Genomic DNA, 26362 nt, shown 5'->3' with positions numbered 1-26362 from the left:
TACAAAAGTACGCCGAGCACCGAAAACGTCGAGATGGGCCCGTATCCGAAGCGGGTGACCGCCGCTCACCGCTTGCGGCCAGCGCGCCCGCTGAGCCGGCTGATGGCGTCGCCCGCCGCCCACGCCACGCGCGCCGCCGCGTTCAGCGAGCGCACCACCGGCGCCGGCACCTGCGCGATCAGCCGCTCGAGATCCACGGGGCCGTCGATGGACGGCAGGAGCTGCTCCATGACCTCGGCGAACAGGTCGTACTTGCGCGACAGGTCGTCGAGCCGCGCGCGCATCGCGTCGGCCTCGGCGCCCTGCGCGTCGCCGAGCAGCGCGAGCGCGCGCCGCGCGAGCGCGCGCTTGTCCTGCACCACCCGGCGCAGGCGGCCGAGGTACGCGCCCACGATCACGTCAGGGTACTTGCCGCGCAGCGCGAACGAGTCGTGCCGCGCCCCCGACTCCCGCCGGCGCTCGATGATCCCGGCCGCCTCGAGCCCGCGCAGGTTCGCGAAGATGTTGCTCTTCGAACGGCCGAGCTCCTGGCTCAGCTCGTCCATCGAGCGCGGCGCGTCCGCCAGGAACAGCGCCGCGACCACCTGCCCGCCCAGCCGGGTGATGCCGGGGAACGACGCCGCGATCTCGGCGCCGACCCCCTCCAGGAGCTCCTGCCGCGCGGCGGCGACCCGCTCCTCGTCCGAGGCCCGGCCGTCGCCGCCTCCGCCCGCTGCGGGCGGCTGCTGCGGCGGATGCGCGAACGGCGACGTCGGCCTGCGGGCGGTCATGATGGGTGACTCACATAACGATCTTTCGCGGATGCGCCAAGCAGCCAGCGCGCCCCGCGCCGGGTGAAGGCACATCGGGGAGGCTCTCCTCCGGGGCTCGCGCTCCGGCGAGCCCTCTCGTGCCTCGCCTGCACGCCAGCCCCGGAGGGGAGCGCGCGGCGCGCCCCGTCCCCCGGCGCCGGGCCTGCTCAGGAATCGTCCGTGCAGATCGAGGCGAAATCGCCGCGCGGCTGGCTCTTGTAGAACTCGACCGGGCATCCGCCCCAGCGCGAGACCATCTCGCCCACGTCGATGGCCAGGCTGCTCGACCAGTCCCGCGCGCCGTCGAAGCGGGCCCGGATGATCCCGTTCGGGTCGATGATCCACGTCTCGGGGAAGAGCTGGGTCCCGTACTGATCCAGCACGACCTTGGACTCGGGGTCGAAGAGGATCGGGAACGGCGGATCGCCGCTCAGGGCCACCTTCAGCGTGTCGCGCACGTCGTCGGGCCCCGCGTCGGTCGAGACCGTGAGGACGACGAAATCGTCCCGCGTCCGGGCGATCCGGCCGAGCTCCGCCAGCGCCGGCATCTCCTCGAGGCACGGTTGGCAGGTCTTGGTCCAGAAGTTCAGGAACACCGTCTTGCCCCGGAACGACGAGAGCCGCACCGGCTTGCCGTTCATGTCCGGCAGCTCGAAGTCCGGCGCCAGCCGGTTCTGCCCCGCGTAGGCGGGGCGCAGCGCGCACATGGCCTCGCAGCTCGTGGTGCGCTGGTCGTTCTGCGCCGCGTGCACGAAGCTGTAAACAGCGACGGCAGCGACGAGAATGAAGAAGATCTGCGCGATCGTCGCCGATTTCACGAGCTCAGGCATAGCGTAGGGTCCGGCGGGAAGAAAGCGGACGGACGCGCTCCGGGCCCCCGCACGGGTCAGTCCCCGCCGGCGAGGAGCCGCTCGAGGCGCCGCTCGTCGACGCGGTACTTCATGATCTTTCGCCCCTCCAGCTCCACCACGGGGACCTCCCAGTCGTAGAGCGCGCGCTTCTCCGGGTCGGCGTCGCGGTCCAGATCGACGACCGCGAGCTCGAACGGCAGCCGCGCGCGCACGCGCTCGAGCGCCGCGTGGGCGTCGTCGCAGAGGTGGCAGCGCACACGTGTGAAGAGGGTCACTTTCTTCATGGCATCCTCGGACGGGTGGTGGGGCGCTCCGCCCGCTCACCCCGCCGCGAGGAGCGGCAGGCTCTGGCGGCGCGGCGGCTCCGGCCGCTCTACCTTCGTGAGCGCGCGCTCGTAGTCCCGGAACGAGCCGCCCGCGCGCACCGCCTGGAGCACGGCGCGCCCCTCGGCCTCGCCGCCGGCGGCGAGCTCCGCCTCGACCCACGCCCAGCGGGCGCTCGTGGCCCGCACGTCCGCGCGGCCGCGCAGCCCGCGGCGCAGCCGGTCGAGCCGCTTGTTCACCACGCCGATCCCCGCGAAGCGCGCGCCGTGGAGCGGCGTGTTGCGCTTCGGGCAGAAGGGCGCGATCCCGAGCGCCACCGGGACGATCCGCGAGAGCTCCGAGACGAACGCGACGCACTCGTCGACGTCGGCGTCGGTCTCGCCGGGGACGCCCACCATGAGGTAGAGCTTCAGCCGGTTCATCCCGTGCTGGCGCGCGAGCTCGGCCGCCCGCTGAAGGTGCCGGGTCCGCGCGCGCCGCTCGAGCGTCTCGCGGACGCGCTCGCTCGTGCCGTCCATCGCGGTCGTGAGCGTGCGGTAGCCCGCGAGCCGCAGCGCGCCGACGAAATCGTCGCTCAGCCGGTCCGGCCGGAGGCTGCTCAGCCCGACCTCGCAGCCCCGCTCGGCCAGGGTCCGGACCACCTCGACGATCTTCGGGTGGTCGCTGACCGCGGCGCCGACGAGGCCGACGCGCCTCGCGTCCGCGGGGATGAGCTCGAGGAGGCGCTCCTTCGGCACGATGCGCATGCCGCCGTTGGTCGAGCGGCGCATCACGCAGTAGGCGCACCCGCGCGAGCAGCCCCGCTCCGCCTCGATGAGGAACATGTTGGAGAGCTCCGTCTCCTCGGCGCGGATGGGCGACCAGGCGGGCAACAGCGCGTCGTCGCACCGCGCGACGGGCGGCATCTCCGCGCCGTGGCGCGCGGGCACGAAGACGTGCGGCAGGCGCGCGAGCGCGTCGAGCGCCGCCTCGCGCGAGGACGCGTCCCGGAGCAGCCGGAGCGCGTCGATCGCGAGGGTGTCGGCCTCGCCCATGATGATCGCGTCGGCGAACGGCGCGAGCGGCAGCGGGTTGGAGAACGTGAGCGGGCCGCCCGCGAGCACGAACGGGTGGCGCCCGTCGCGCTCCTCCCGGAGCGCCGGCAGCCCCGCCAGGTCGAGCAGGCGGACGACCCCGGCGAGCTCGAGCTCGTAGGCGACCGACAGCGCGATGACCGGGAAATCGGAGAGGGGGCGGAGCCCCTCGTAGGTGACCGGAGCGCCCTGGGCCGGAGGCGCGCCCGGGACGTCGTCGTCCGGAAGGAAGGCCCGCTCGCACGCCATCCCGGGCTCGGCCTGGATGGTCTTGTAGATCTGGAGATAGCCGAGCGAGCTCATGCCAGCCCGGTACGGCGAGGGGTAGGACAGCGCGACGCGGAAGGGCGCCTGCTTGTCGATACGACCGATCTCGCCCGCCAGCCGGCGGCGGATGGTGGTCGTCATCGCGCTACGAGACATCGGCGGAGCGTCCCTCAGGGGACGTCCAGGCGCAAGGATACGGGGGCGGCAGGCGGCCTCCTCGAGGCGGGTTCCTTCCAGGCTCACCGCGTCATCGCGCCCCGGCGGCGCCGGAGGGCACGGCCCCGGCGCCGCCCACGGGGGCAGGGCTCGACGGGGCGCCCGGGCGGGACCAGAGGACCTGCTCGCCGTCGGTCTCCCAGGTCAAGGCGCCGCCCCGATCCATGCGCGCCACCGCGACGCCGCGGGCCGCGAGGCGGGCGAGCACCTCCGGGCTCGGGTGCCCGAAGCGGTTGCGGACCCCGCAGGAGATCGCGGCGACCGACGGGTCCACGGCCGCGAGGAGCTCCGGGCCGGTCGAGGTCCTGCTGCCGTGGTGCCCCACCTTGAGCAGGTCGGCCCGGAGCGCGGCGCCGTACCGCGCAACGAGCGCGGCCTCGGCCTCGTGCTCCGCGTCGCCGACGAGCAGCGCGGAGCGAGCCCCGTACGTGATGCGCAGGACGAACGAGTTGTCGTTGGCGCCCAGGTCGGGGTGGAGGTCGGGGCACGGCGCGAGCACCTCGACGGTCGCCCCCGAGAGGATCCGCGGGCGGCCGCAGAGCGAGGCGGGCCGCACGATGGGCACGCCGCGCCGGCGCAGGTCCGACAGCAGCCCGGCGTAGACCGGGCCCGCGCCCTCGGCCTCGCCCTGGCCGGTGTCCCAGAGCTCGCCGACCTCCACGCCCGCGACCGCGGAGGGCAGGCCGCCGAAGTGATCCGGGTGCGGGTGCGACAGGACGACGGCGTCGAGGCGCGCCCGGCGGCGCGCCCGCAGCAGCGGCTGGAGGACGCGCGCGCCGGGATCGACGGGGCTGCCCACGAAGCCGCCGGCGTCGACGAGCATCGCGCCGCCCTCGGGGAGATCGATCAGGATGGAATCGCCCTGGCCCACGTCGAGGACGTGGACGCGCAGCCACCCGCGCGGCGCGCCCGCGCGCGCCGCGACGACCTCGAGCAGCAGCCAGGCGGCGGCGCCGGCGGCGAGCGCCGCGAGCCTCTCTGCGCGGCGCGCCGCCACGGACGCGAGCGCGATCGTGGCGGCGAGCGCGGCGAGCTGGGCGGGGGACGGCTCGGGCAGGCGCAGCACCGCGCCGGTCTCGGCCGAGACGCGGGCGATGGAGCGCACCACGAGCAGCGCGCCCGAGCCGACGAGCGCGCACCCGCGCTCGACCGACGGCGCCCAGGAGAGCACGGCGTGCGCGAGGCAGAACGGGAGCGCGGCGAGCTCGCCGACCGGCGCGGCGATCACGTTCGCCGCCACGCCGAGCAGCGGGAACGTCGCCCCGTTCATGAGCAGGAGCGGCGCGCAGCCGAGCATCGCCGCGAGCGTGGTCGCGACGGGCGCGAGGAGCTGCCGCGCGCGGGCGCGCGCCGAGGACAGCCCGAGCGGCCCGCCCCCGGCGCGGTCCTCGCTCCCCTCGCCCGGGCCGGGCACGAGCGCCGCGGCGAGCGGCCGCTGGAGCCAGAGCAGCCCGGCGGTCGCGGCCGCCGAGAGGCCGAACGACAGATCGCACGCGACGAGCGGATCGACGGCGCCGGCGCCGGCGAGCGACAGCGCGAAGCTGCGGACGCCCACCGGGCGGAGGCCCAGCAGCCGGGCGCCCATCGCGAAGCTGAGCATCGCCGCGGCGCGCGTCGCCGAGCCGCCGCCGCCGGCGAAATCGGCGTAGAGCCACGCGGCCGGCACGCACAGGGCCGCGGTGATGCGGCCCGCGTCCCACCGCGCCGCGATCGGGCCGACGCGCACGAGGATCGCGCGGAGCGCCGCGGCGAAGCCCGCCACCGCGAGGACGAGGTGCGTCCCCGAGACCGCGAGCAGGTGCGCGAGGCCGCTCTCGCGGAAGGCCGCCTGGTCCTCGGGCGCGAGATCGGTCTCGCCCAGCACGAGCGCGCGCCCGAGCGCCGTGGCGTCGGGGTGGAACGTCGCCTCGATGCGCTCCCGCACCGAGGCCCGCGCGCGGTCGACGGCCGCGCCGATCGATCGCCCCTCGGCCGTCCGCCGCGCGTCGACGATCGTCCCGCTCGCGACGACGCCGCTCCGCGCGATCGCGGCGGTCGCGTCCCGGAGCCCCTCGTTGCGGAACAGGTGGAGCGGCGCGAGATCCACGACGACGTCGAGCCGGTCGCCCCGCGCGAGGTCCACCGGCGCCCCGTAGAGGCGCGCCCGGAGCGGCCCCGGGACCGCCCGGCCGCCGCACGTCCCGCCGGAGATCTCGACGTCGACGCGCGCGGTCGCCGGCTCGCCCTCGTCCTCGGCGGCCTCCGGCGCGCGCGCGCCGCCCCTGGACCGCCGCGCCGCCGTCCCGACGACGACCGGCGAGCCGACGACGGCGCCCGTCACCTCGCAGCGCGCCGGCGGCTGGAGCAGCGCGGTCGCGCCGTCGTAGAGGTCGCCCGCGCGGTCGAGCAGCGCGCGGGCGCGGAGGCCGGAGGCGACCAGCGCCACGCCGGCCACGGCGAGCGCGAGGCCCCCGACGTGACGGCGGAGCGCCGCGGCGACGAGCGCCGCGCCGAGCGCCGTGGGCGCGGGCGCGAGCGCGAGGGGAGCGCCCGCGGCGAGCGCGAGCCCGAGGAGCAGGACCGGATCGACCACGGCCACGCCGCCCCGCAACACCCGGGCCGCGCGCGTCTCCTCGGCGTTCCGGCCCGTCGCGAGGCGCGCGCCCCCTGGCGCCGCCATGGCGGAACATGGCGACTCCGGTCACCCGACAATCCCGCAAGAGCTCCCGAACGATACCGTGGTGTGGTGGCTGCAACGTTCATGGCCACGAACGCATCGGATCGAATCGCTCGTCGCGCGTGGCACGCGTGCATCGCCCCACATTCCCCTCTAGACTGTCTCGCTGGATGTCGCGGCGCACGGCGCACACCCACATTGCAGTACCCGGAGGCGCTCGATGTCGTCTTGCTCGCCCAGAGTCAGCTTGTTCCTTGCCCTGGGACTCACCACGACCGCCTGCAGCTCGACCCTGGAGGCCCCCCCCGACGCGACGGGCGAGGCGCAGGACGCCATCCAGGACGGCTACCTGGACAACGACGACAGGGCCGTCGTGGGCATGTACAACGCCGAGATCGGCGCGATCTGCACGGGGAGCTTGATTGCCCCGAACGTGGTGCTGACGGCGCGACATTGCGTATCGGACATGGCCAATGAGCTCGACGGCCAGATCACCTGCCGGTCCACGCGGTTCACGGACACGCACCTGGCGCGGCGCATCCACGTGACCACCGACGCGGAGATCGGCAGAACTTCGCGATTTTATGCCGGTCGCGAGATCGTGCTGCTCCCCGGCGCGGAAGGCGCGGAAGGCGCGGAGATCGACAGCTTCTGTGGCAACGACCAGGCGATCCTGATCCTGGACGAGCTGATCCCGGAGAGCGACGCGGCCCCGCTCGTGCCGCGGGTCGATGTCCCGCTCGTCGAGGGCGAGCAGTACTACGCGGTCGGCTTCGGGGCGACGAACGATCGGAGCACCGGCGCGGGCCTGCGGCGGCGCCGGGACAACCTGTTCATCGACTGCGTGGCGGACGGGTGCCCGTCGTCCCTGGTGAAGCCCACGGAGTGGGTCGGCGACACGGGCATCTGCGAGGGGGACTCGGGCGGGCCCAGCCTCGACCTCATGCACCGCGTGATCGGCGTGACCTCGCGCGGGGCCCAGGCGTGCGAGTACCCGATCTACGGGTACGTGTACGGCTGGGCGGCGTGGATCAAGGAGACGACCTTGCGCGCCGCCCGCCTCGGCGGGTACGAAGCGCCGCCGTGGGCCACCGGCTTCCCGACCGATCCCGTCTACTCGGCGGAGGTCGGCGCTGCGTGCGAGCTCGCGGAGGAGTGCCCGGCGAATGCCTGCCTCGACAACTATTGCACCCGGCCCTGCAGCGACGTCGCGACGTGCCCGAGCGGCTTCCGCTGCGACGAGGAGATCGGCTTCTGCGCGGAGCTCCCCGCGCCGGATGACGGCGAGGACGAGGCGTCGTGCAGCGTCCGGCCCGGGCCGGCTCCGGCGGAGCCGGTCCCGTGGCTGCTCGGCGCGGCGGGCCTCGGCGCCGTCGCGGGCCTGCGGCGGCGTGGCCGCGGCCGGGCCCCGCGTGCCTGACGTGCGGCGCCCCTCCGCGCGGGGCCCCCGGCTCCGGCGGCGGGCGGCGCTCGCCGCGCTCGCCGCGCTCGGGCTCTCGGCGTGCGGGCGCAAGGCCCCGGCCGCCGCCGGCGCGGCGCGCGTCGTCTCCCTGTCGCCCAGCACCACGGAGGCGGCGTTCGCGATCGGGGCCGGCGCGGCGCTCGCCGGCCGCTCCCGCTACTGCGACCACCCGCCCGAGGCGCTCCGGCTGCCCAGCGTCGGCGGTTACGCCGATCCGAGCATCGAGGCAATCGTCGCGCTCTCGCCGACGCTCGTGATCGGCGCGCGCGGCCCCGCCGGGTCGGCGCTCGACGAGGCGCTGCGCGGGCACGGGATCGCGACGTACTTGCCCGAGACCGAGTCGCTCGCGCAGATCGAGGCGATGCTCGCCGAGCTCGGCCGGCGGCTCGGCGCGGCCCCGGGCGCCGAGCGGGCGATCGATCGCATCCGCGCGCGGCGCCTCGCGGTCGAGCAGGCCGTGAAGGCGAGGCCGCGCGTCCGGGTCGCGCTGCTGTTCGACACGTCGCCCCTCTTCGTGGCGGGCCCCGGCAGCTTCGCCGACGAGCTCATCCGGATCGCCGGCGGCGAGAACGTGATCACCCGCGGCGGCCCGTACCCCTCGATCGGGGTCGAGCACCTGCTCGCGCTCGATCCGGACGTGCTGCTCGACGGCACGGCCGGCGAGGGCGACGCGCACGGCGCCGTGCGGCTCTCGACGCTCCGGGAGGCGCCCGGCTTCCGGTCGCTGCGCGCGGTGCGGGAGGGGCGCGTGCGGCCGCTCCGCACCGACGTGGCGCTGCGCCCGGGGCCGCGCATCGGCGACGGGCTCGCGGCCGTGGCCCGGGCGGTCCACGGCGACGCGCTGGCGCTGGCGGAGCCCGCCGCCGCTCCCCTCCCCCGCGGCGGGGGCGCGGGCCGCGAACCGCCCTCCCCCCTCGCCCCGCCGCCCGCGGAGGCGCCGTGACCCGCGTGCGCGCCGACGCGCTGCTCGTCGCCCGCAAGCTCGCCGGCTCGCGGACCGAGGCCCAGGCGCTCATCATGGCCGGCAAGGTCACCTCGGGGCCCCGCCGCATCGACAAGCCGGGCACGATGCTCCCGGAGGACACCGAGCTCCACGTCGCCTCGGGCCCCCGGTTCGTCTCGCGGGGCGGCGACAAGCTCGAGCACGCGCTCGCGGCCTTCGCCGCGCACGGCCTCGACGTGGCCGGAAAGACGTGCGTCGACGTGGGCGCGTCGACGGGCGGCTTCACCGACTGCCTGCTCCAGCGCGGCGCCGCGCGCGTGTTCGCCGTCGACGTCGGCTACGGCCAGCTCGCCAGCAAGCTGCGCGCCGACCCGCGCGTCGTGGTGCGCGATCGGGTCAACGCGCGCGAGCTCACGGCGGGCGACTTCGACTGCCCGATCGACCTCGTCGTGGTCGACGCGTCGTTCATCAGCATCTCCCGGCTGATCGAGGCGATCGCGCGCGTGCTCCGCCCCTCGGGCGACCTCGTGGCGCTGATCAAGCCGCAGTTCGAGGCGGGCCGCGAGGCCGCCGCGCGCGCCCGCGGGGTCATCCGCGACGAGGCGACCCGCCTCGCGGCGATCGCCGAGGCCCGGGGGGCCATCGAGGCCGCGGGCTTCTCGGTCGTGGGCGAGGTCGACAGCGCCGTGCGCGGGCCCAAGGGCAACGTCGAGCACTTCGTCCACGCGCGCCGCGCCGGCTAGCCTCCCGTCGCCGCGCGCCTCGCGCGGGGTGGTGCGGGGGCACGGGGGCCCCCCTCCGGGGCTTGCGTTCCGGCGAGCCCCTTTCGTGGCGCGCCTGCACTCCAGCCCCTCCGGAGAGCCCCCGCGGGCCCCACCCCCCGCGGGCGCCGGCGGACGTGCAGCGGCGGGCTCGGCCGTTGGAATGGTTGGAGAGTCAAGCACTTGAGCGGGTGCGCGCCGCGCGCCCGGATGCCCGACCTAGCTGACGGGCCGCGTAGACAATGGTAGACGCGACGAGTACACGCGCTCTGCGCCGCGATGGGGCGGCGCTGGCCACAGGGACGGCCGATCGGCAGCGAGGCGGCCCGGCGAGAGGGAGGACGACGACATGCTCGGACGACGGGGATTGGTGAGGATGATCGCCGGGGCGCTCGCGCTGAGCGCGCTGGCGCTCGGGTGCGGCAAGAAGGACGGCGGCGCGAACGGCGACGCCGCGAAGCAGGCGGAGAGCGACCCGCACTGGAAGGTCGGCTCGTACCTGAGCCTCTCGGGGGAAGAGACGGCCTTTGGCGTCGACTCGAAGGAGGGTATCGAGCTCGCCATCGACGAGGTCAACCAGGCCGGAGGGGTCAAGGGCAAGCCGATCAAGGTCCTGTTCGAGGACAACAAATCGAAGCCCGAGGAAGCGACCAACAAGGTATTACAGCTCATCGACCGCGACGAGGTGATCGCGGTGCTCGGGGAGGTCGCCTCGTCGCGATCGCGGGCCGGCGGCATCGTCGCCAACCGGAAGAAGGTGCCGATGATCACGCCGTCGTCCACGAACCCGGACGTGACGAAGGTCGGCCCGTACGTGTTCCGCGCCTGCTTCACGGACGACGTGCAGGGCCGGATGGGCGCGCAGTTCATCGTGAACACGCTCAAGAAGAAGAAGGTGGGGCTCCTCTTCGCCTCCGACGATCTCTACTCCTCCGGCCTCGCCAAGGAGTTCCGCGACGAGGTGAAGCGCCTCGGCGGAGAGGTCGTGATGGAGAAGAGCTTCCTCAAGAAGGAGACCAACTTCACCACGTACATCAACGAGCTCAAGTCGGCGAACCCCGAGATGATCTACGCGCCGATCTATTACACCTCGATGGCGCCGATCGCGCGGCAGGCCAAGGCCGCGGGCGTTCCGGGCAGCATGTTCGTCGGCAGCGACGGGTGGGACGCGAACGAGCTCCTGCGCGACGCGGCGGAGGAGCTCGAGGGCGCGTACTTCACGAACCACTACGCGCCGGACGTGCCCTGGCCGAACTCGCAGGCTTTCGTGAAGAAGTACAAGGAGCGATACAACCGCACGCCGTCGAGCATGGCGGCCCAGGCGTACGACGCGGCCAAGCTGCTCGCGGACGCGATGAGCCGCGCCAAGGAGATGACGCCGGACGGCATCCGGCAGGCCATCCAGGAGACGAAGGGCTTCCAGGGCGCGACGGGGACCATCACCATCGACGCCGAGCGCAACGCGGACAAGCCGGTCGTGATCGTCCAGATCAAGGACAAGCAATTCACCTATTACGCGACGGTCAACGAGAAGTCCGCCAAGCAGTAGCGACGGCGCCCGCGCGCGGTCGACGGCCGCGCCGCCCTCCCAGAGGTCTCCATGGAAAAGATCGTGAATGCCCTCATCACGGGGCTCGCCCAGGGGTCGATGATCGCCCTCATCGCCCTCGGGTACACGATGGTTTACGGCATCTTGAAGCTCATCAACTTCGCTCATAGCGAGGTGTTCATGATGGGCGCCTTCGCCGGGCTCTTCGGGATCACGGCCCTCGGCGCCGGCGACTCCCCGCTGGTCGCGGGCGTGGGCGGCACGCTCTGTGCGATGGCGTTCGCGGGCGCGCTCGGGGTGGCGGTCGAGAGGGTGGCCTACGCGCCGCTGCGCGCGCGCGGCCGGGGCCTCGCGAACACGCGGATCACGCCGCTCGTGACGGCGCTCGGGATGAGCGTCCTCCTCCAGAACCTGGCGCAGCTCCTCTTCACCGCCCGCTACCGCGGCTACCCGCAGCTCCTGCCGATCGAGCACACGCGCAAGGTGATCTTCGTCACCGCGGTCGTCGTGATGATCGGCCTGGAGCTCCTCGTGCAGCGGACGTGGACGGGCAAGGCGATGCGCGCGCTCAGCATGAACGTCGAGGCCGCCCGGCTGATGGGCGTGCGGACGAACCGCATCATCGCGCTCACCTTCGTCACGGGCTCGATGCTCGCGGCGGTGGGCGCGGTGCTCTACTGCCTCGACCAGTCGCAGGTGTATCCCACGATGGGCGTGGTGATCGGCACGCGCGCCTTCGTGGCGGCCGTCATCGGCGGCATCGGCAACATCACGGGCGCCATGCTCGGGGGCATGCTGATCGGGGTCATCGGCGAGCTGACGAAGCTCACGCCCTACTCGGGCCTGCAGGACGTCCTGGTGTTCGCGGCGCTGATCGCGGTGCTCCTCGTGAAGCCGACGGGGCTGCTCGGCACGGCCGGGACCGAGAAGGTGTAGCCCCGGCCGGCCTGGCCAGCGGGCCGACCTCCTCGCCGCGACGCGTGCGGTATGCTCGGCGCATGCGACGCCTCGCCCTCGCCGTGCCGGTCTCGCTGCTCCTCGCGTGCGTCGCGGCGCCCCCCGCCAACTGGGCGCGCGGCGGCGCGTTGCTCGACCTCCCCCGGGCCCGCTGGGTGCTCGGCGATCTCGCGGTCGACGTGATGCCGGACGGCAAGATCCTCGTGAACGGCGAGCACGAGCTCAACGTGGACCGGGGCGGGCGGGTCTATGGCCTCTCGGCCGAGCCGGTGGCGCTCCTGGAGGTGGACGGCCGGGTCACCGGCCCGAACGACGACGCGCTCGGGCAGATCGGCGTGCTGCACGCCGCGCTGCCGGGCGAGGCGAACGCGTGGCTCACGGTCGCGCACACGGGCGCGGTCATCCGGTACGGGGAGGACGGCGAGCGCGAGCCGTTCGGCGTCTGGAGCGGGTGCGCCGTGACGCCGCGCGCGCACCAGACCTGCACGCTGCTCACGCACCTGCTCGGTCTGCGCATCCGGAAAATCGAGCGGCAGCGCGCCGGCGCGCCGGTGCAGCTCGGGCCCGGCGTCGTGCCGTTCCCGTAATGGTCATCGCTGCTCTGGCTCGGTCTCGTCTCCGGGCAGAGGCTCGATGCGCGTGAGATAGTACGTGCGGTGCTCCTTGCCGGTCCGCTCGACCGTCACGATCCACACGTGCGCCACACAGCGAGTCCAGAGATAGGGCTTGAGGGATGCTGGGTCCGCGATGCCGTAGCCGACGCGCCCGCGGACGACCTCGCCGCGCTCGTCGAGCTGAAACTCGAACTGCCGCCCCACCGCGAACACGCCGCTGAGCACGCCGGTGAGCCGTTCCTCCGACTCGCGGATGTCCGTCTTTCGTGCGCGCTCCGCGGCCGCGGCCACGAGCTCCGGCGTCTCGAAGCGGCATTCTCGCTCCCCGGCAGCGAGGCGCAGCGTTGCCCCCCGGCTCTCCATGAGCTCCAGGAAGCTCGCGAGCGCGCGCACGACCCGAGGATTCGACTGGGCGACCGCGTCGGCGTAGGCCTCCTCCTCCAGCTGCGTCGCCTGGAGCAGTCGGCTCGCTTCGTCCACGGCTCCGCGCAGCACGCCGGGCTCCTGCTCGGGCTCCGTGACCATCTCTTCGAGCTCGAACCCGAACGATCCAGGGAACGTACCGGTGACGAACAGACGGTAGCTCTTCTCGTCCGGGATGCGACCGCGCGCGCCGAGCTCGCGCCCGCCGAGCGTCGACGCCGTCGTTGAAACGAGGCGCTGGAACGCCTTGAGCGCGTCCGCGCCGAACGTCGCCTCGATGGCGCCCGCCTCGGCGACCGGATTCCCGCCGAACACGAGGCTCGCCTTCGCGCGCCCGCCGATCGCCGCGACCGTCTCCAGCGCGGCGATCTCCTCGTCGAGCCTCCGGAGGCGGCTCTCCAGGTTGATGCGCAAGAGCTTCTGCTCCGGGCCGAGACGGCCGAGCCGCTCGTGAATGAACGCCCGCTGCGCCTCGAGGTAGGCACGGTCATCCGCGGCGCTCATGGCTCTCCCCCTTCAAGGTCGCGAGCCGCATGCTCGCCGCGGCATCGGAGTCCGTGGTGACGAGCTCGAGCTGGACCATGCCTTTCCACTGCTGGCTCTGCTTCTGGTGAGAGAACAAGCCGAACCAGTACGTCACGTCGGAGATGAGGCCGGCCAGGTCGGCGGTGGAGAGGTCCACGAACCAAGCGTCGCACAGGGAGCGCGCCCTCGCCTTGTCTGCGTCGAACAGCTCCTCGTCCTCCGGGATCCATGTCGATGGCAGCGGAGCGATCGTCACGACGTCCACATCGTTCGGCTCCCGGTCCATCGCTTCCACGAAGCTTCCGTCGATCCACTGGATCCCGGACCGGAGCCCTATGCGCCGGAGCTCGGCGCGGTAGGCGAGCAGGCCCTCCAGAATGCGGATCCGCTGCTTCGACGTGGCGTAACGCTCGACGAGCTCGACAGGCGTCGCGAGGTACGGCGAGACACAGTCGCGCCGGATCGGCGACTTGAGGAACGGCGGCAGGATCGCGTTCCGTCCGCTTCGGACCCGAACCGCCTTCGGGATGGGCATGGCTCGGCCCCCTCGTCTACTTCAGCAGCCAGCCGAACAGCATCCGCTTGGTCGTGTCGCGGGCGACCGCCGCGATCGAGTCGACGAGCGGGATCTCCTTCGGGCAGACCTCGACGCAGTTCTGCGACTTGCCGCAATCGGTGATCCCCCCCTCGCTCATCACCGACTCCAGCCGCTCGTCCTGACGCATCGCCCCGGTCGGGTGCATGTTGTAGAGCCGCACCAGGTTGAGCGCGAAGGCGCCGACGAACTTCGTCCCGTCATTGTATTGCGGGCACGCCTCGACGCAGCAGCCGCACGTCATGCAGCGGGAGAGCGGATATCGCTCCTGCTGCCGCGCCTGCGACTCGCGCGGCCCCGGGCCGAGCTCGTGCGTGCCGTCGACGTCGATCCACGCGCGCACCCGCTTCATGTCCTCGAACATCCGGCTCCGGTCCACGAGCAGGTCGCGGACGAGCGGGAACTTGGACATCGGCTCCAGCGTGATCACCTCGCCCTTCGGGGCGAGCTGGTCGATGAGCGCCGAGCAGGCCTGGCGCACACGGCCGTTGATCACCATCGTGCACGCGCCGCACACCTCCTCCAGGCACACCGCCTCCCAGACGACCGGCGCCACCTCCTTGCCGTCCACGGTCCGCGGATCCCGCTGGATCTGCTGCAGCGCGCTGATCACGTTCATCTGCGGCAGGTAGGGGACCTTGAACTCCTCCCAGCGCCGCGTCTCCGGCCGGTCCGCGGTGTCCTGCCGCCGCACGCGCAGGTGCACCAGCCGACCCTCGCCCCTCGCCTGAGGCGCCGGCGCCGCCGCCCCGTTCGCCGCCGGCGCCGCCGCCCCGTTCGCCTTCTCTCCGCTCGCCTTGGCCATCCTACACGCTCTTCTGCGACGGCTTGCCCGCCGGCTGGACGTTCGCGGCGCTCGCCGCGCTCGCCGCGCCCGCCTGCTCGTACTTGCGCTCCCGCGGCGTGACCAGCGACGTGTCCACGGCGTCGGTCACGTGGATCGACTGGCCGGCGCACGCGTAGTCGAGCTCGCGGACGAACCGCACGGCGCCCTTCTCCTCGTGCCGCGCCAGCGTCGTGCGCAGCCACTCCGCGTCGTTCCGCACCGGGAACTCCGGCTTGTAGTGCGCCCCGCGCGACTCGTCGCGGCGCCGCGCCCCCTCGGCGATCACCCGCGCGAGCACGAGCATGTTCTCGAAATGGCGCACGAACTGCGCCCCCTGGTTCACGCGCTGGGCCGTGTCCGTGCACCGGATCCGCCCGGCCCGCTCCTCGAGCTCGCCGATCTTCTCGAGCACCCGGTCGAGCGTCGCGTTGTCGCGCTCGATCGTGCAGTCGCGCAGCATCACCTCGCCGAGCTCCTGGTGTAGCCGGTACGCGTTCTCGGGCCGCTCCTCGTCCTGGTTCTGCGTGAGGATGCGCTGGTAGTCGGCCTCGGCGCGCTTCTCGGCCTTCTCGAAGATCGACCGCGGCAGGTCGAGCGCGCCCCGACGCATGCTCTTCTGATAGCTCGCAACAGCAGGACCGCAGACCATGCCGCCGTAGAGGCACGACAGGAGCGAGTTGGCCCCGAGCCGGTTGGCCCCGTGGTACTGGTAGTCCACCTCGCCGACCGCGTAGAGCCCCGGGATGCTCGTCGCGTGGTTGCGCGGCGAGCCGACCTTGAGCGCGCCCCGCGCGTCCGCCTCGTAGTCGACCCACAGGCCGCCCATCGAGTAGTGGACCGCCGGGAAGACCTTCATCGGGCTCCTGTACGGGTCGGTGCCGGCGAACTTCTCGTAGATCTCGAGGATGCCGGCGAGCTTCTGGCGGAGGAACGCCTCGTCCTTGTGGGTCAGGTCGAGGTAGACCTCGTTCTCGTTCCTGCCCGTCGTCGCGTTGAAGATGCCGCGCCCCTCGTGGAAGCACGTCCTGAAGATCGCGCGCGAGGCGATGTCGCGGGGGACGAGGTTGCCGTAGCCGGGGTAGAGCCGCTCGAGGAAGTAGTCGCGCTCCCGCTCGGGGATGTCCTTCGGATCCCGCGCGTCGGTCCGGTCCTTCGGCACCCAGACGCGGCCGCCCTCGCCGCGCGCGCTCTCGGAGATGAGCCGCAGCTTGTCGGCGCCCGGGATCGCGGTCGGGTGCACCTGGATGAACTCGCCGTTCGCGTACACCGCGCCCTGCTGGTAGACCGCCGACGCGGCCGTCCCGGTGCAGATGACGCTCAGCGTGGAGCGGCCGAAGACGATGCCGCAGCCGCCCGTCGCGAGCACGACCGCGTCGCCCGTGAAGGCGCGGATCTGCATCGACTTCAGGTCCTGCGCGACGCAGCCCACGCACGTGCCGGAGTCGTCGAGGATCGCCCCGAGGAAGTCCCAGAGCTCGAACTTGCGGACCATCTTCTCGCCCGGGATCGCCACCCCGTGCGCGTCGGTCACGTCGGCGAGCTCGAGCCTGCGCACCTGCTCGTCGAGCGCGTAGAGGAGCTGCTGCCCCGTGGTCGCGCCGGCGTAGGCCGTGCGGTGGTAGAGCGTGCCGCCGAAGCGGCGGAAGTCGAGCAGGCCCTCCGGCGTCCGGTTGAACGGCACGCCCATGCGGTCGAGCAGGTGCACGATGCCCGGCGCGGCCTCGGCCATGCCCTTGATCGGCGGCTGGTTCGCGAGGAAATCGCCGCCGTACGCCGTCTCCTCGAGGTGCACCTTTGGGCTGTCCCCCTCGCCCTTCGTGTTCACCGAGGCGTTGATGCCGCCCTGCGCGCACACCGAGTGCGAGCGCTTCACGGGCACGAGGGAGAGGAGGTCGACCGGGACCTTCGCCTCGCACAGCTTGATGACCGTCATCAGGCCGGCGAGGCCGCCCCCGACGACGACCACCCGCCGAACCTTCCCCCCCTCGCTCCTCGTCGTGCTCTTCGCGGCCATGTTCGATCCGATGCTCCTCTGCCGCTCCCCGCCGGGGCGCGGCCGCGACGATGGTCAGTGCGGGGCCGGCGCGATCGGCTCTTCCGGCGCCCCCGCCGCCCGGCGCGCCGTGGCCGGGGGCGGGAGGTCCGCGCAGGTGCGGGCCCCGTCCGCGGCCGCGCTCGCCGTCCCCGGGAGCGCCGCGCCGGTCGCGAAGTAGATCACCGTGTTGGCGCCGAGCAGGAAGACCAGGAGGCCGACCACGCCGAACGCCACCGCCGCCATCCGCTGCGCCCTCCGCGACACGGTGATCCCCCACGAGAAGCAGAAGCCCCAGAGGCCGTTCGCGAAGTGGAACACGCTCGCGGCGATGCCGAAGAGGTAGACGAGCGCGATCACCGGCACGCCGCCCACGGTCGACGCCATGTTGGCGCACAGCCGCGGGTAGAACTCCTGGGGCGCCATCCGGCCGAGCCACTTCTGCGCCCAGTACTCCCACATGTGAAACCCGATGAACGCGAGGGCGAGCACGCCGGTGACCCGCTGCATCGTGTACATCCAGTTGCGCGAGTACGTGTACTTGCCGACGTTCGGCTTGCCCTCGAGCGCGAGCTTCACGCCGTACAGGGCGTGGAACGCGAGCGGCAGCACGACGAGCCCGATCTCGAGCGCGGGCAGGTACGGCATGCGCGCGATCTCCGCGACCGCGTCGTCGAAGCGCTCCTGTCCCTGGAGGGCCTTCGCGTTGGTCCAGAAATGAAAGACCAGGAAACCGCCCACGGGGATGGCGCCGGTGAGAGAATGCAGCTTGCGCAGGAGAAAGGACCGGCGGCTCTCGTGAGAGAGCGATCTCGCGGGGGTTGCCTCGGACACGCTGACCTCGATGGAAGGCGGGCGCGGCGGGTGTATGGGATGGCCCGGGTGACGTCAAGGTGAACGCTGTCAACAGTTTCGGTCGATTTTCCTCGGCCTTTGGCGCATCGAGCGCGGGCCCGTGCGCTCGATGCGCGGGCCCGCGCCGCCGGGCGCGCGGCGCCGGCGCGGCGCTCGCCGCCGCCGCGCGCGCGGGCATCATCGCGCTCGGCGCGGCGCTCGCCGGCGCCGCGTGCGGCGGCGCGCCGGGCGGCGGCGAGCCGGTGAGCCCGGTCCTCGGCGGGTCGCCCGAGGCCCAGGCCGATCTGCAGCGCATCCTCGCGCGCTTCGCGAGCGGCGGGCGCGCCGAGCGCATCGCCCTGGAGCCGGAGCTCCTCGCCTTCCGGCGGCGCCACGCGGGCGACGACCTCGCGCGCGTCGCGGACGCCCACCTCGCCTGGATCGCGCTGGAGAAGGGCGATCTCCGCCGCGCCGAGGCGCTCTCGGCGCAGATCGAGGCGGGGGGGCGGAGCGCGACGGGGGACCTCGCGCGCGTGCTGCGCGGCGCGGCGCTCCGGCGCGCCGGCGAGCCGAGGCGGGCGTTCGGGGCGCTGCGCCCGCTCGTGAGCAAGGTGATCGACCCGCACGTGCGCTCGCTCCTCAACGAGGAGATCACCGCCGCCGCGATGGAGGCCGGCGCGTGGACGCAGGCGATCGAGCTGATGAGCGTCTGGCTGCGCGAGGCGGGCGACGACGAGCGCGCCGTGGTCCGGGCGCGGGTCGAGGCGCTCCTGCGCGAGGTCCCGGACGCGCACCTCACGGCCGCGCTGCGCGCCGGGCACGCGACCGCCGAGATCACGGATCCGGCGACGGACGTCCGCTCGCTCGTGGCCGAGCGCCTCGCGCGCGCCGCCCTCGAGCGCCGCGACGTCGCGCTCGCAGAGGAGCTGCTCACCCGCGCGGCCCCGCTGCTCGGTGACCAGGGCGACGCGGTCGCCGCGCTCGCGGCCGGCGCGGGGACCGCGCGCGTCGAGCCCCCGACGGTCGGCCTGCTGCTCTCCACGCGCACGGCCACGTCACGCCGCCGGGGGGTCGACATCGCCGCCGGCGTGGCGCACGGGCTCGGGCTGCTCCGGCCGGGCTCGGACGCGCGGCTCGTGAGCCGCGACGACGGCGGCCAGGGGAGCGTGGACGAGGCGCTGAGCAGCCTCACCGCCGAGGGCGCCGCGGTGCTCATCGCCGGCTCCGACCGGGAGCAGGCGACCGCGGCGGCGAGGTTCGCGCGGGCGCACGCGATCCCGGTGCTGCTCGTCCACCCGCCGGAGCCGGCGGCGCTCGACGGCGAGTTCGTCTTCGTCGTGGGCGAGGAGCCCGCGACGGACGTCGAGGTCCTCGCGGCCGCGCTCGCCGCGCGGGGCGCGAAGCCCATCGCCGTCGTGGGCGGCGACGCGGGCGGCGACGCGGGCGGCGGCGACGCGGGCGGCGACGCGGGCGGCGGCGACGCGAGCGGCGGCGCCGTGGCCGGCGGCCATGCGGGCGGCGCCGTGGCCGGCGGCCATGCGGGCGGCGCCGTGGCTGGCGGCCATGCGGGCGGCGCCGACGCGGGCGACGTCGCGCTGAGGCTGCCGTGCGACGGCGCCTTCGACGCGCGCGCGCTGCGACCCCTCGGCGTCCGCGGGCTCGTGCTGGCAGGCGACGCGCGTTGCGCGGAGCAGGTGATCCGCGCCGCCCCGCGCTCGGTGACGATCGCGGTCGGCTTCGAGGCGGCCACCTCGGCGCCGCCGGGCGCGCTCGTCGCGACGGCCGGGCCCTTCCCGCTCACGGCGGCGCCGGACGGCGGGCAGGCCGCGCCGCCGGGCGCGCTCGATCCGGCGGCGCCGCGCCGCGACGCGCCGGACGCCGGATCCACGCTCGCGGCGTGGCTCGCCAGGCACCCGTCGCCGCCGAGCTTCTGGGCGGCGCTCGGGCACGACGCCGGCGTGCTCGCCCGGGCCGGCGTGCGGAGGCTGCCCAAGACGGGCACCGAGGACCCGGCGGAGGTGAAAGCGCGGCGCTTCGCGGCCGCGAGCGCGGTCCGCAGCGCGTCGACCACGCTGTGGACCACCTCGACGACCGGCTTCGGCGGGGCGCGGGTGCTCCCGAGGACGGTCGGCTACCGCGAGATCGGGAGAGCGCGATGAGCCGGACGAGCCACGGCGCCGGCGGTCGTCGGGAGCGCGCCGCCGGCGGTCGTCGGGAGCGCGCCGCCGGCGGTCGTCGGGAGCGTGACGCGCATGCTGGCGCGCCGTCCTGGGGCTGCTCCGGGCTCCCGGCGGGCGTAGCATGGCGGCGCATGATCCGCCGAGCCCTCTGCTGTGCCGCCGCCAGCGCGCTCCTCGCGCTCGCCCGGCCCGCGCTCGCCGATCGCGTGGCGGTGCTCCCCGCGCGCGGCGGCACCGACGAGGCCGCGCGCGGCGCCGCGCAGGCCGAGGTCGCGCGCGGGCTCGTCGCGCTCGGCCACACCCCGGTGCAGGACAGCGCCGTCGCGGCCGCTCGCGGGCGTGGCCGACGGCGTCGCCGACACCACGGACGAGTACCGCGCGGTGAGCGCGCAGACGGGCGCGGACTGGGTCCTGGCCAGCACGGTCGAGCCGGCGGTCACGAGCGCGCGCGTCGAGCTCACCGCGTACCTCGCCTCGACCGGCCGGGTCGAGTCGGTCGCGCGCGAGGTCGACCGGGGCCGGTCGCCCGAGCAGACGCGGGAGATGCTCGCCGTGCTCCTCCGCCCGGAGGGGCTCGGCGCCGGCGCGCTCCCGTGGGAGCGCTCGGCCCCGGCGGGCCTGCCGCCGCCTCCGCCGCCCCCCGGGGCCGCGGCGCCGGACCAGGCCGCGCCGCCGCCTCTTCCCGGGCCCCCGCCCTCCCCGCCGGCGAGGGCGGTGGAGATGGCGTATCCGCTCGGGCCGGAGCGCGTCTGGCCGGCGTACTCGGGCGGGCGCCGGCTCGCCGTGACCGCCTCGCTCGGCGCCGCGGTCGCGGCGGCGCGCCTCGAGGGGGCGAGCGGCAGCGCGGCCTCGCTGGTCGGGGCCGCGCGCATTTCGTACGCGGTCGCGGACCGCGGGCTCGAGCTGTTCGCCGGCGGCGGCGGCAACCTGGTCGGGCCGGGCGCCGGCTGGCTCGAGGGCGGCGCGCGCCTCCTCCTGACGCCCAGCCTGACGCCCGAGGGCGGGGCGTACCGCGCGTCCCCGCTCCACGTGGGCCCGTCGCTCCTGGCCGGCGCGTTCTTCCGGTCGGGCGGGGGCGAGGTCGTCCGGCCCGGCGGCGCGACGTACCGCGGCGACCTCGAGGTGCACCCCGTGCTGGGCGCGTCGCTCGACGTCGTGCTCGGGCTGAGCCGGTCGGCGCAGCTCGAGGCCCATCTCGGCAACCTCCGGTGGGTGCCCACGGCGGACGGGTCGCTGCTCCTGCTCGGCGCGACGCTCGGCGCGGGGCTCCGGTTCTGACGCATGCGGATCGAACTGCCGCGCCGCCGCAGCACGATCCGCCTCGCCCGCGCGCTGGCGGGCCGCCTCGCGGGCGGCGACCTCGTCGTGCTCGCCGGCGACCTGGGCGCGGGCAAGACGTTCTTCGCGCGCGCCCTCTGCCGCGCGCTCGGCGTGCCGCAGGAGATCCCGGTCACCAGCCCGACGTTCACGCTCGTCCACGAGCACGAGGGCCGCATTCCCATCGCGCACGCCGACGCCTACCGCCTCGGCGGCGCGTCGTCCGCGGCGGGCGCGGAGGGCGACGCGGCCGCCGAGCTCGCGCAGCTCGGGCTGCGCGAGCGCCGCGCGGAGGGGGCGCTCGTCGTGGTCGAGTGGGGCGAGCCGTTCGTGGAGGCGCTCGGGGGGGACGCGCTCGTGATCCGGCTCGAGGCCCCCGAGGACCCGAGCGCGCCGGGGCGCGCCGCGGAGATCAGGGCGACCGGCGCGCGGAGCGCCGCGGTGCTCGCGGCGCTCGAGGGACAGATGGAGCCGTAGGGACAGAGGGGACCGTACGGTGCTCGACACTCGAGCGGCTCGAGGGGGCCCTCGGCGAGCTCGGCGGCTCGGCGTGAAACCGCTGGCTCCCGCCGCTTTCAGCGCATATCACCCGTCGGGCCACGATGCGTGTCGACGAGATCCGGCTGATCAACTTCCGCGCCTTCGAGCGGTTCGCGCTGCGCCTGGAGCCGCGGCTCACGGTGCTCGTCGGCCGCAACGGGACGGGCAAGACGACCGTGCTCGAAGGGCTGGCGGTGGCGCTGGGAGCGTGGCTGAGCTACTTCAAGGCGGGCCGGGACGATCGTGGGATCCCGAAATCGGCAGCGCGCTTCGTGACCACGATGCACGGCGGCGTCCCGAGCACAGCGACATGCTACCCGGTGCGCGTCGAGGCGAGCGGTGAGACCCCGCTGGGCCATGTCGAGTGGGCGAGGGAGCTTCGTGGTGCCGACAGCCGCACGACGGCCGAGGTCACCAAGGCCGGTCGGACAGGTCCACTGGACGCGACCCGATTCATGCCTCGTGGCATCGAGGCTTGGATGGCGGATGGCGAGCCCACCGCGCTCCCGGTGCTCGCCTATTACGGAACAGGACGGCTCTGGCACCACAAGCGGGACAGGAGCCCCGAGAAGGCGGGCTTGAAGAGCAGGCTCCAGGGCTACCGGGCCGCGCTCGAGGCCGCGTCCGACCAGAAGGGGTTCGAGTCCTGGATGGCCTGGCGCGAGGAGGATCGCGTCCAGCGCCTCGCTCGCGCCGCGGAGGAGGGGCGCCCGCTCACCGAGGTGCGGAGCCCCGAGCTGGAGGGGGTGAGCGCGGCGGCCTGCGCCTGCCTCGAGGGCGCGCGCCGGATCTATTACAGCGCCAACCACCAGGAGCTGCGCGTCGATTTCACGGATGGCTCCTCCCTTCCTTTCGGGGCCCTCTCCGATGGCCAGCGGAACCTCATCGCGGTCGCGGCGGACATCGCGTGGCGCGCGACGCAGCTCAACCCGCACCTCGGCGCCGAGGCGCCGGCGCGGGCGACCGGCGTCGTGCTCATCGACGAGGTCGATCTCCACCTCCACCCCGCGTGGCAATGGCGCGTGCTCGACGACCTCCTTCGCGCGTTCCCGGGCCTCCAGTTCGTCGTGACGACGCACTCACCGCAGGTGATGTCGTCGGCCCCGCGCGGCGCGGTGCGCCTCCTCGATCCGGATCACCAGGCGCACCGGGTCGAGCGGATCGCTGGAAAGGACACCAACACCATCCTGGAGGACATCCTCGGCGCCCCGTCGCGCCTGAGAGAGATCCAGGAGAAGCTCGACGAGCTCGCGCGGCGGATCGACGACGGCCGGCTCGAGGAAGCGAGGGCCCTGCTGGCGGAGCTGTCGAGCCTGCTCGGCGAGGACGACGCGCAGATCGTCGCCGCGCGATGGGAGCTCTCCATGGCGGAGGCCGGCGATGCGCCGGATTGAGAAGGACCGCGAGCCCGGCTGCCTGGGCGACCTCCGGAGCACGCCCGGCGCCGACTGGAGCTCGGTGCATGGAACGCAGAAGCAGCAGATGCGGGAGCACGCGTTCAAGGAGCAGCGCGGGCTCTGCGCCTATTGCATGTCCTGGCTGCCGGAGCCTCCCAGCGCCCAGGGCATGAAGATCGAGCATTTCGAGACGCGCGCGCTGTCGCCCGGGCGGGTCTTCGACTGGGGCAACCTCCTCGGCGTCTGCCTGGGCGACGTGGGCATCCCCGAGGAGGGCGGCGGAGACCACCGGGATCGCTATCATTGCGACACCTATCGTGGATATCTCCCGAAAGAGGAGCAGCGGATCGAGCTGAACCCGGCGGCATTCCCGCCCGACGTCCGAGCGATGTTCTCCTATACGGACCAGGGCGAGATGCGACCCGCGCGGGGCCTTTCGCCCGCGGTTCGCGCCAGCGCTGAAGAGCAGATCGAGCGCCTGAACCTCAACATCGCCCGCCTTCAACGGAACCGGAGGGCCGTGATCGATGCCCTGCGGAATGAATTTCGGAAGAGAGCGCCCAGGGTCGCGCGCGTGAAGGAGCTGCTGGAGCGTTCGTCGACTCCGGATGGCAACGGTCGATTGCAGCCCTTCTGCCAGGCTGCGGTCTACTACCTGGAAAAGAAGCTCCGGCAGCTCGGCTGACGTGGCGCACGGCGCCGCGTCGGAGGCGATCGCGGCGGCCGACATCGCTCCCGACGCTCCGCCGGACGCGATCGCGGCGGCCGACATCGCTCCCGACGCCCCGGCGGACGCGATCGCGGCGGCCGACATCGCTCCCGACGCCCCGGCGGACGCGATCGCGGCGGCCGACACCGCTCCCGACGCTCCGGCGGACGCGATCACAGCGGCCGACATCGCATCCGACGCCCCGGCGCGGCCCCCGACGGCTCCGCCGGCGTCCCCTGCCGGCGTCCCCTCCCCGCCGATGGCGCCCCCTATACCGCCGGCGCCCCCTGCCCTTGTGCCTCCCGGCCCGCCCGCCGCCCGCCCAGGACCTCGCGCTCGCCCCGCCAGCCCTCCGCGCCGGCCCGCCGCGCGCGGCCGTGGTGGGCTACGCCGCATGCCGCATGCCCGGGACCGTGCGCGGCGGCGCTGCGTGGTACAAGAGCGCCACGGTGATGGCAGGGGCGGAGACCAGCCAGCGCGGGCTGCTCGACAGGGTGCTGGAGCCCGTCCTCGCGTTCCTCGACAACATCGGCAACATCGTCACGCTCACCGTCCAGACGCTCGTCTGGCTGGTGCGGCCGCCGTTCCGCCCCGCGCAGTTCCTGGCGGCGATGGACTTCCTGGGCGCCCAGTCGGTCTTCATCGTCGGCCTCACGGGCGTCTTCAGCGGCATGGTGGTGACGCTGCAGACGACCTACGCGCTGCGCGCGTTCAGCGCCGAGGGCCGGGTCGGCGGCCTCGTGGCGGTCTCGCTCGCGCGCGAGCTCGCGCCGGTGTTCTCCGCGATCATGGTCACGGCCCGCGCCGGCAGCGCCATGGCCGCGGAGCTCGGCAACATGCGCGTCACCGAGCAGATCGACGCCATCGCGACGATGGGCGTGAGCCCGGTGCAGTACCTGCTCTCGCCCCGGCTGCTCGCCGCGGTCGTGATGCTGCCCTTGCTCTGCATCCTCTACACGAGCGTGGGCATGTGCGGCTCGTACCTCGTCGCGGTGATCTGGCTCGGCGGCGACGCGGGCTCGTTCTTCCAGAGCATCCGCGACTTCGCGGTCCCCAAGGACCTGACCATGGGGCTCATCAAGGCGTGCGTCTTCGGCTTCATCATCTCGTCGGTCTCGTGCCGCCACGGCTTCTTCGCCTCCGGCGGCGCCCGCGGCGTCGGCGTCGCGACCACGCGCGCGGTCGTCGAGAGCTGCGTCACCGTGCTCGTGACGAACTACATCCTGACCCAGCTCCTGCTCGACCTCTGAGCCCCGCCGAGCCACCACGCGAGCCGTGGCCTATCCACTCGTCTCCCGACGCGACGGACGCCAGGCCCACCACCGCCCCGTCAACCCTCCTCGCGGAGCGCGATCAGCGCGGGCGAGAGGTGCACGGGGTACCGGGACGGCGCGCGCAGGCGCGCGACCCCGGGCGGGAGCAGCGGCCGCGCGGCGACAGAGCGCTCGCGCCCCTCGCTCGGCGGCTCGGGCACCTCGAGGCCGCGGCCGCCGCGCATCACGGCGCGCGCGAGCGGGGCGAGCCGCGCGGCTCCGAGCGCGCGCGGCGAGAGCATCCGCTCGTGCGCGAGGTGGACGACGTCGGCGACCGCGCGCCCCGCCTCGTCGTGGTAGCGCATCACCATCTTGCGCCCCGGGATCACGTCCGCGCGGTCGCTCGCGCCCCGCCGGAGCGCCCACGCGCCCGACTCCTCGAGCGCCACGAGCTCGCAGCGCACGGCGAGCGGGTCCGCGCACGACTCCGCGAGCCCCGAGGCGATGAAGCCGCCGGCCGTCGTGCCCACGCGCCGCGCCTCGAGCAGCAGCGCCTCCTCGTCGTGCCCCCCGAGGTCGACCAGCCGATCGGCGTACCAGGGCCAGCTCCCCTCGTAGGGCGACGCCGGCGGCGCGAGCGCGCCGAGCTCGATCCCCGCCTCGCCCCGGAACGGGATGCCGAGCGCCGTGGCCGCGAGCGCGCTCGTCGTCGCGGCCGCGCCGCCGACGTGCGCCGCGCGGGCGAGCGAGAGCGACTCCTCCGCGGACGGCACGCGCGCCGACGAACCGTCGACGACGACGCCGCCGTCCGCGGCGATGTGGAGCCGCGCCGCCCGCGTGGCCGCGGCCGTACCCCGGCAGAGCGCCGGCACGAGCAGCGCGCTCACGAGCAAGGCCTCGACGAACGGCCCCTCCACCGTGACGGCCGGCGCGCCCGGGAAGGCGATCCCCCCGTCGGGGACCGCGTCGATGTCGAGGTGCGGCGGCGCGCCCGCGAGCCGCGCCGCGAGCGCCTCGCTCAGGCCGCAGGCCGCGCGCGCCGCGGCGATCTCCTCCGCGCCGGGGCGCGCGCCCTCGGCCTCGAGCGCCTCGATCGCCGCCTCGACGCCGGCGACCACGAGGAAGCCGGTGTGCGGCGGCATCGCGGTGAACGCGAGCTCGAAGCTCGCCCGCCGGTCGGCGACGCCCGCGCGCACGAGGCGGTCGGCGTCGAGCAGCGCGCGTCCGTCACGGAGCAGCGGGCTCGCTCGCAGCATGGTCTCCGCGC

Annotated in this window: 24 protein-coding genes; 12 read left to right on the top strand and 12 right to left on the bottom strand. The window is 74.3% G+C overall.

Going from position 1 to position 26362, the window contains the following annotated elements; all coding sequences use genetic code 11:
• Positions 1–65: 65 nt before the first annotated feature.
• From WMF31_RS38795 to WMF31_RS38775, 5 genes are all read right to left on the bottom strand, one after another.
• The gene (locus tag WMF31_RS38795) at positions 66–770 is read right to left on the bottom strand and encodes a GbsR/MarR family transcriptional regulator (RefSeq protein ID WP_129355148.1); all 705 of its coding nucleotides are present in this window, start codon (positions 768–770) and stop codon (positions 66–68) included.
• A 188-nt stretch (positions 771–958) separates the two neighbouring features.
• Positions 959–1609, bottom strand: a complete 651-nt coding sequence (locus tag WMF31_RS38790; RefSeq protein WP_436606921.1) for a TlpA family protein disulfide reductase — start codon at positions 1607–1609, stop codon at positions 959–961.
• A gap of 68 nt (positions 1610–1677) precedes the next feature.
• Positions 1678–1926, bottom strand: coding sequence for a glutaredoxin family protein (locus WMF31_RS38785; RefSeq protein WP_436606920.1), 249 nt, complete (start codon positions 1924–1926; stop codon positions 1678–1680).
• 36 nt (positions 1927–1962) lie between these two features.
• Positions 1963–3447 carry a B12-binding domain-containing radical SAM protein gene (locus WMF31_RS38780; protein ID WP_436606919.1) on the bottom strand — a complete coding sequence of 495 codons (1485 nt, stop codon included), beginning with the start codon at positions 3445–3447 and terminating at the stop codon, positions 1963–1965.
• A 106-nt stretch (positions 3448–3553) separates the two neighbouring features.
• The gene (locus tag WMF31_RS38775; protein WP_436606918.1) at positions 3554–6181 is read right to left on the bottom strand and encodes a DNA internalization-related competence protein ComEC/Rec2; all 2628 of its coding nucleotides are present in this window, start codon (positions 6179–6181) and stop codon (positions 3554–3556) included.
• Positions 6182–6425: 244 nt separating this feature from the next.
• Between WMF31_RS38775 and WMF31_RS38770 the strand changes: the two genes are divergently transcribed.
• The 6 genes from WMF31_RS38770 to WMF31_RS38745 all read left to right on the top strand — a co-directional run bounded on the left by WMF31_RS38770 (position 6426) and on the right by WMF31_RS38745 (position 12437).
• Entirely contained in the window at positions 6426–7598 is a 1173-nt protein-coding gene (locus WMF31_RS38770; RefSeq protein WP_436606917.1) for a trypsin-like serine protease, read from the top strand.
• A 1-nt stretch (position 7599) separates the two neighbouring features.
• The gene (locus WMF31_RS38765; RefSeq protein ID WP_436606916.1) at positions 7600–8583 is read left to right on the top strand and encodes an ABC transporter substrate-binding protein; all 984 of its coding nucleotides are present in this window, start codon (positions 7600–7602) and stop codon (positions 8581–8583) included.
• The gene (locus tag WMF31_RS38760; RefSeq protein WP_436606915.1) at positions 8580–9326 is read left to right on the top strand and encodes a TlyA family RNA methyltransferase; all 747 of its coding nucleotides are present in this window, start codon (positions 8580–8582) and stop codon (positions 9324–9326) included. The genes WMF31_RS38765 and WMF31_RS38760 overlap by 4 nt, the downstream gene beginning before the upstream one ends.
• Before the next feature lie 367 nt (positions 9327–9693).
• Positions 9694–10893: an ABC transporter substrate-binding protein gene (locus WMF31_RS38755; RefSeq protein ID WP_436606914.1), complete on the top strand. Its 1200-nt coding sequence runs from the start codon at positions 9694–9696 to the stop codon at positions 10891–10893.
• A gap of 51 nt (positions 10894–10944) precedes the next feature.
• Positions 10945–11829: a branched-chain amino acid ABC transporter permease gene (locus WMF31_RS38750; protein ID WP_436606913.1), complete on the top strand. Its 885-nt coding sequence runs from the start codon at positions 10945–10947 to the stop codon at positions 11827–11829.
• A gap of 62 nt (positions 11830–11891) precedes the next feature.
• Positions 11892–12437 (top strand): hypothetical protein, encoded by a 546-nt coding sequence (locus WMF31_RS38745; RefSeq protein WP_436606912.1) that lies wholly within the window; start codon positions 11892–11894, stop codon positions 12435–12437.
• A gap of 3 nt (positions 12438–12440) precedes the next feature.
• Here the strand turns inward: WMF31_RS38745 and WMF31_RS38740 are convergent, their stop codons facing one another.
• The 5 genes from WMF31_RS38740 to WMF31_RS38720 are packed head-to-tail and all read right to left on the bottom strand — an operon-like array spanning position 12441 to position 17699.
• Complete coding sequence (locus tag WMF31_RS38740) at positions 12441–13391, bottom strand: hypothetical protein (protein WP_436606911.1); 951 nt, start codon at positions 13389–13391, stop codon at positions 12441–12443.
• A complete protein-coding gene (locus tag WMF31_RS38735) occupies positions 13375–13947 on the bottom strand; it encodes a DUF6932 family protein (RefSeq protein ID WP_436606910.1) in 573 nt (190 codons plus the stop codon). Before WMF31_RS38735 ends, WMF31_RS38740 begins: the two co-directional genes overlap by 17 nt.
• Before the next feature lie 16 nt (positions 13948–13963).
• Positions 13964–14812 carry a succinate dehydrogenase iron-sulfur subunit gene (gene sdhB / locus WMF31_RS38730; protein WP_436606909.1) on the bottom strand — a complete coding sequence of 283 codons (849 nt, stop codon included), beginning with the start codon at positions 14810–14812 and terminating at the stop codon, positions 13964–13966.
• Position 14813: 1 nt separating this feature from the next.
• A complete protein-coding gene (gene sdhA, locus WMF31_RS38725) occupies positions 14814–16847 on the bottom strand; it encodes a succinate dehydrogenase flavoprotein subunit (RefSeq protein WP_436606908.1) in 2034 nt (677 codons plus the stop codon).
• Between the two features lie 54 nt (positions 16848–16901).
• Positions 16902–17699 carry a succinate dehydrogenase cytochrome b558 subunit gene (locus WMF31_RS38720; protein ID WP_436606907.1) on the bottom strand — a complete coding sequence of 266 codons (798 nt, stop codon included), beginning with the start codon at positions 17697–17699 and terminating at the stop codon, positions 16902–16904.
• Positions 17700–17758: 59 nt separating this feature from the next.
• On the opposite strand from WMF31_RS38720, the gene WMF31_RS38715 reads away from it, so the two are divergent.
• Complete coding sequence (locus WMF31_RS38715; protein WP_436606906.1) at positions 17759–19858, top strand: hypothetical protein; 2100 nt, start codon at positions 17759–17761, stop codon at positions 19856–19858.
• Here the strand turns inward: WMF31_RS38715 and WMF31_RS38710 are convergent.
• Entirely contained in the window at positions 19831–20241 is a 411-nt protein-coding gene (locus tag WMF31_RS38710; RefSeq protein WP_436606905.1) for a hypothetical protein, read from the bottom strand. The two genes, WMF31_RS38715 and WMF31_RS38710, sit on opposite strands and share 28 nt — an antisense overlap.
• On the opposite strand from WMF31_RS38710, the gene WMF31_RS38705 reads away from it, so the two are divergent.
• The 5 genes from WMF31_RS38705 (at position 20219) to WMF31_RS38685 (ending at position 25092) form a co-directional block, all read left to right on the top strand.
• On the top strand, positions 20219–21157 hold the full coding sequence (locus WMF31_RS38705) for a hypothetical protein (protein WP_436606904.1): 939 nt from the start codon (positions 20219–20221) through the stop codon (positions 21155–21157). The two genes, WMF31_RS38710 and WMF31_RS38705, sit on opposite strands and share 23 nt — an antisense overlap.
• 3 nt (positions 21158–21160) lie before the next feature.
• Positions 21161–21673 (top strand): tRNA (adenosine(37)-N6)-threonylcarbamoyltransferase complex ATPase subunit type 1 TsaE, encoded by a 513-nt coding sequence (gene tsaE, locus WMF31_RS38700; RefSeq protein ID WP_436606903.1) that lies wholly within the window; start codon positions 21161–21163, stop codon positions 21671–21673.
• Positions 21674–21798: 125 nt separating this feature from the next.
• Entirely contained in the window at positions 21799–23130 is a 1332-nt protein-coding gene (locus WMF31_RS38695) for an AAA family ATPase (RefSeq protein WP_436606902.1), read from the top strand.
• Entirely contained in the window at positions 23117–23818 is a 702-nt protein-coding gene (locus WMF31_RS38690; RefSeq protein WP_436606901.1) for a retron system putative HNH endonuclease, read from the top strand. Before WMF31_RS38695 ends, WMF31_RS38690 begins: the two co-directional genes overlap by 14 nt.
• Positions 23819–24243: 425 nt before the next feature.
• Positions 24244–25092, top strand: a complete 849-nt coding sequence (locus WMF31_RS38685) for an MlaE family ABC transporter permease (protein WP_436606900.1) — start codon at positions 24244–24246, stop codon at positions 25090–25092.
• Positions 25093–25172: 80 nt separating this feature from the next.
• Here the strand turns inward: WMF31_RS38685 and WMF31_RS38680 are convergent, their stop codons facing one another.
• A complete protein-coding gene (locus WMF31_RS38680) occupies positions 25173–26351 on the bottom strand; it encodes a hypothetical protein (protein ID WP_436606899.1) in 1179 nt (392 codons plus the stop codon).
• Between the last annotated feature and the right edge of the window lie 11 nt (positions 26352–26362).

The sequence above is a fragment of the Sorangium sp. So ce1036 genome, assembly GCF_051369805.1.
GTDB classification, from domain to species: domain Bacteria; phylum Myxococcota_A; class Polyangia; order Polyangiales; family Polyangiaceae; genus Sorangium; species Sorangium cellulosum_F.
This window is presented reverse-complemented; position numbering and strand designations above follow the sequence as displayed.

Excerpts from the sequence above, each read along its gene's own strand:
- sdhB (WP_436606909.1), bottom strand. The coding sequence starts at position 14,812 with ATGGCCAAGGCGAGCGGAGAGAAGGCGAACGGGGCGGCGGCGCCGGCG.
- WMF31_RS38755 (WP_436606914.1), top strand. The coding sequence starts at position 9,694 with ATGCTCGGACGACGGGGATTGGTGAGGATGATCGCCGGGGCGCTCGCG.
- tsaE (WP_436606903.1), top strand. The coding sequence starts at position 21,161 with ATGCGGATCGAACTGCCGCGCCGCCGCAGCACGATCCGCCTCGCCCGC.
- WMF31_RS38685 (WP_436606900.1), top strand. The coding sequence starts at position 24,244 with ATGCCCGGGACCGTGCGCGGCGGCGCTGCGTGGTACAAGAGCGCCACG.
- sdhA (WP_436606908.1), bottom strand. The coding sequence starts at position 16,847 with ATGGCCGCGAAGAGCACGACGAGGAGCGAGGGGGGGAAGGTTCGGCGG.
- WMF31_RS38745 (WP_436606912.1), top strand. The coding sequence starts at position 11,892 with ATGCGACGCCTCGCCCTCGCCGTGCCGGTCTCGCTGCTCCTCGCGTGC.
- WMF31_RS38695 (WP_436606902.1), top strand. The coding sequence starts at position 21,799 with ATGCGTGTCGACGAGATCCGGCTGATCAACTTCCGCGCCTTCGAGCGG.
- WMF31_RS38775 (WP_436606918.1), bottom strand. The coding sequence starts at position 6,181 with ATGGCGGCGCCAGGGGGCGCGCGCCTCGCGACGGGCCGGAACGCCGAG.
- WMF31_RS38690 (WP_436606901.1), top strand. The coding sequence starts at position 23,117 with ATGCGCCGGATTGAGAAGGACCGCGAGCCCGGCTGCCTGGGCGACCTC.
- WMF31_RS38740 (WP_436606911.1), bottom strand. The coding sequence starts at position 13,391 with ATGAGCGCCGCGGATGACCGTGCCTACCTCGAGGCGCAGCGGGCGTTC.
- WMF31_RS38785 (WP_436606920.1), bottom strand. The coding sequence starts at position 1,926 with ATGAAGAAAGTGACCCTCTTCACACGTGTGCGCTGCCACCTCTGCGAC.
- WMF31_RS38680 (WP_436606899.1), bottom strand. The coding sequence starts at position 26,351 with ATGCTGCGAGCGAGCCCGCTGCTCCGTGACGGACGCGCGCTGCTCGAC.
- WMF31_RS38795 (WP_129355148.1), bottom strand. The coding sequence starts at position 770 with ATGACCGCCCGCAGGCCGACGTCGCCGTTCGCGCATCCGCCGCAGCAG.
- WMF31_RS38750 (WP_436606913.1), top strand. The coding sequence starts at position 10,945 with ATGGAAAAGATCGTGAATGCCCTCATCACGGGGCTCGCCCAGGGGTCG.
- WMF31_RS38780 (WP_436606919.1), bottom strand. The coding sequence starts at position 3,447 with ATGACGACCACCATCCGCCGCCGGCTGGCGGGCGAGATCGGTCGTATC.
- WMF31_RS38735 (WP_436606910.1), bottom strand. The coding sequence starts at position 13,947 with ATGCCCATCCCGAAGGCGGTTCGGGTCCGAAGCGGACGGAACGCGATC.